Raw genomic sequence first — 2,889 nt, forward strand, 5'->3', positions numbered from 1 at the left:
ACCTACGGCAGCGACGAGGTGCGCGTCGAGGCGCTGCGCGCGGTCGACCTGCAGGTGCGGCGCGGCGAGTTCATCGTGCTGCTCGGGCCGTCGGGCAGCGGCAAGTCGACGCTGCTGAACATCCTCGGCGGGCTCGACGTCGCGAGCACCGGCCGGCTCTGGTTCGGCGACGAGGAACTGAGCGCCGCCGACGATGCGGCGCTGACCCGCTACCGGCGCGAGCACGTCGGCTTCGTGTTCCAGTTCTACAACCTGATCCCGAGCCTGACGGTGCGCGAGAACGTCGCGCTCGTCACCGACATCGCGCGCGACCCGATGCCGGTGGACGACGCGATCGCGCGCGTCGGGCTCACGCCACGGCGCGATCACTTCCCGGCCCAGCTCTCCGGCGGCGAGCAGCAGCGCGTGGCGATCGCGCGCGCGATCGTCAAGCGTCCCGACGTGCTGCTGTGCGACGAGCCGACCGGTGCGCTCGACTACCAGACCGGCAAGCTGGTGCTGGAGGTCATCGCGCGCATCAACGCCGAACTCGGCACCACCGCCATCGTGATCACGCACAACGCGGCGATCGCCGGCATGGCCGACCGCGTCGTCACGCTGGGCGACGGCCGCATCCTGCGGGTGCAAGCCAACGCGCACAAGCTGCAGCCGTCCGAGCTGACGTGGTGACGCGATGAAGGCCCTCGACCGCAAGCTGCTGCGCGACCTGCGCCTGATGTGGAGCCAGGCGCTGACGATCGCGCTGGTGGTGGCCAGCGGCATCGGCGGCTTCATCACCAGCCTGTCGGCCGTCGACTCGCTGGCGCTGGCGCGCGACCGGTTCTATGCGCAGGGCCGCTTCGCCGACGTGTTCGCCACCGTCAAGCGCGCGCCCGACGCAGCGGTCGATGCACTCAGCCGCATCGACGGCGTCGCGCAGGTGCAGACCACGCTGGAGGAAATGGCGCGCGTCGAGGTGCCCGGCTCGGCCGACCCGGTGCTCGGACAGCTGATCGGCCTGCCGCGGCGCGCCGGCGACGCGATGAACCGCGTGCTCGTCAGCAGCGGCCGCGCACCGGCGGCGGTGGCCGCGGGCGACGAGCGCATCGAGGCGCTGGTCTCCGAGGGCTTCGCGCAGTCGCGCGGCCTGGTGCCGGGATCGGAGTTGCAGGTGCAGCTGAACGGCCGCCGCCGCACGATCGTGATGGTGGGCACCGCGCTGTCGCCGGAGTACATCTTCGCCGGCCTGTGGGGCATGCCCGACACGCGCGGCTTCGGCATCTTCTGGATCGAACGCGAGACGCTGGCCGCCGCCTACGACATGCGCGGCGCTTTCAACCGCGTCGCGGTGCGGCTCGCGCCGGGGGCATCGGAAGAGGCGGTGATCGACGGGCTGTCGCGCCGGCTCTCGCCCTACGGCGGCCGCCAGGCCAACGGCCGCGACGAGCAGCCCTCGCACCTGATGCTCGACAACGAGATCAAGGAGCAGCGCGTGCTCGGCACCATCCTGCCGGCGATCTTCCTCGGCGTCGCCGCGTTCCTGCTCAACGTGGTCGTGACGCGGCTGGTGTCGACGCAGCGCGAGCAGGTGGCGGCGCTGAAGGCGCTCGGCTACCCGAACCGCGCGATCGGGCTGCACTACCTGAAGCTGGTGATGGCGATCGTGCTGGCCGGGCTGGTGCTCGGCGTGCTGCTGGGCAAGGTGCTCGGCACGCTGCTGACCGGGCTGTACGCCGAGCTGTTCCGCTTCCCGAGCTTCGAGCACGTGATCGCGCCGTGGCTGCTGGTGGTGAGCATCGGCATCACGGTGGCGACGGCGGTGGCCGGAACGCTGAACGCGATCGCCGCCACGGTGCGGCTGGCGCCCGCCGAAGCGATGCGCCCGCCGGCGCCCGGCCACTACCGCCGCACGCTGCTCGAGCGCCTGGGCGTGCGCGGCATGAACCCGGCGCTGCGCATGATCGTGCGCAACATCGAGCGGCGGCCRTTGCGCAGCGGGCTGTCGGTCGCCGGCGTCGCGGCGGCGGTCGCGATCGTCGTGCTGGGCAACTTCTTCCGCGACGCGATCGACGTGATCGTCGACAGCCAGTTCAACCTGAGCATGCGCACCGACATCACCGTGTGGGCGGCCGAGGCGGTGGGCGACGGTGCGCGCCGCGAGCTGATGCACCTGCCGGGCGTGCGCGACGTGGAGTCGACGCGCTTCGTCGCGGTGAACTTCATCAACGGGCACCGCCGCGAGCGCAGCCTGATCCGCGGCTACGCGCCGCGCGGGCAGCTGTTCCGCGCGATCGATGCGGATGGCCGCGAGACGGTGCTCGACGGCCGCGGGCTGGTGCTGACCGACCGGCTGGCCGACAAGCTCGCGCTGCGCGTGGGCGACCGGGTTCGCGTGGAGGTGCTGGAAGGCCGCGAGCGCACGCTCGAGCTGGTGGTGGGCGCGACGGTGCGCGAGATGATGGGGCTGAACGCCTACATGGACCGGCCGTCGCTGAACCGGGCGCTCGGCGACGGCGACCTGTCGACCGGCTTCATGATGGCGCTCGAGCGCGGCAGCGAGGATGCGGCGCTCGAGGCGACGAAGGCGCTGCCGGCGGTGGCCGGCGCGTGGAGCAAGTCGACGATGCTGCGCAACCTGCAGCAGATCAGCGCGCGCAACGTGCGCATCATGAGCACGATCCTGACGGTGTTCGCGAGCGTGATCGCGGTCGGCGTGGTCTACAACAACGCGCGCATCGCGCTGTCGGAGCGTGCCTGGGAGCTCGCGAGCCTGCGGGTGCTGGGCTTCACGCGCGCCGAGGTGTCGGGGCTGCTGCTGGGCGAGCTGGCGATCGTGATCGCGGTCGCGCTGCCGATCGGGATGCTGATGGGTTGGTCGATCACGCACGGCGTGGTCGAGCTGCTGAAGTC

At 71.7% G+C, this 2,889-nt stretch carries 2 protein-coding genes; both read left to right on the forward strand.

The annotated features are described in order from the left end of the window. Window positions 1–669, forward strand: a 669-nt coding sequence (locus AC1D12_RS29860) for an ABC transporter ATP-binding protein (RefSeq protein WP_477844846.1), incomplete at its 5' end; no start/stop codon positions are given. Between the two features lie 4 nt (window positions 670–673). Next, window positions 674–2,889, forward strand: a 2,216-nt coding sequence (locus tag AC1D12_RS29865; RefSeq protein WP_477844848.1) for an ABC transporter permease, incomplete at its 3' end; no start/stop codon positions are given.

The organism is Rhizobacter sp. P1_G5, from assembly GCF_056405435.1.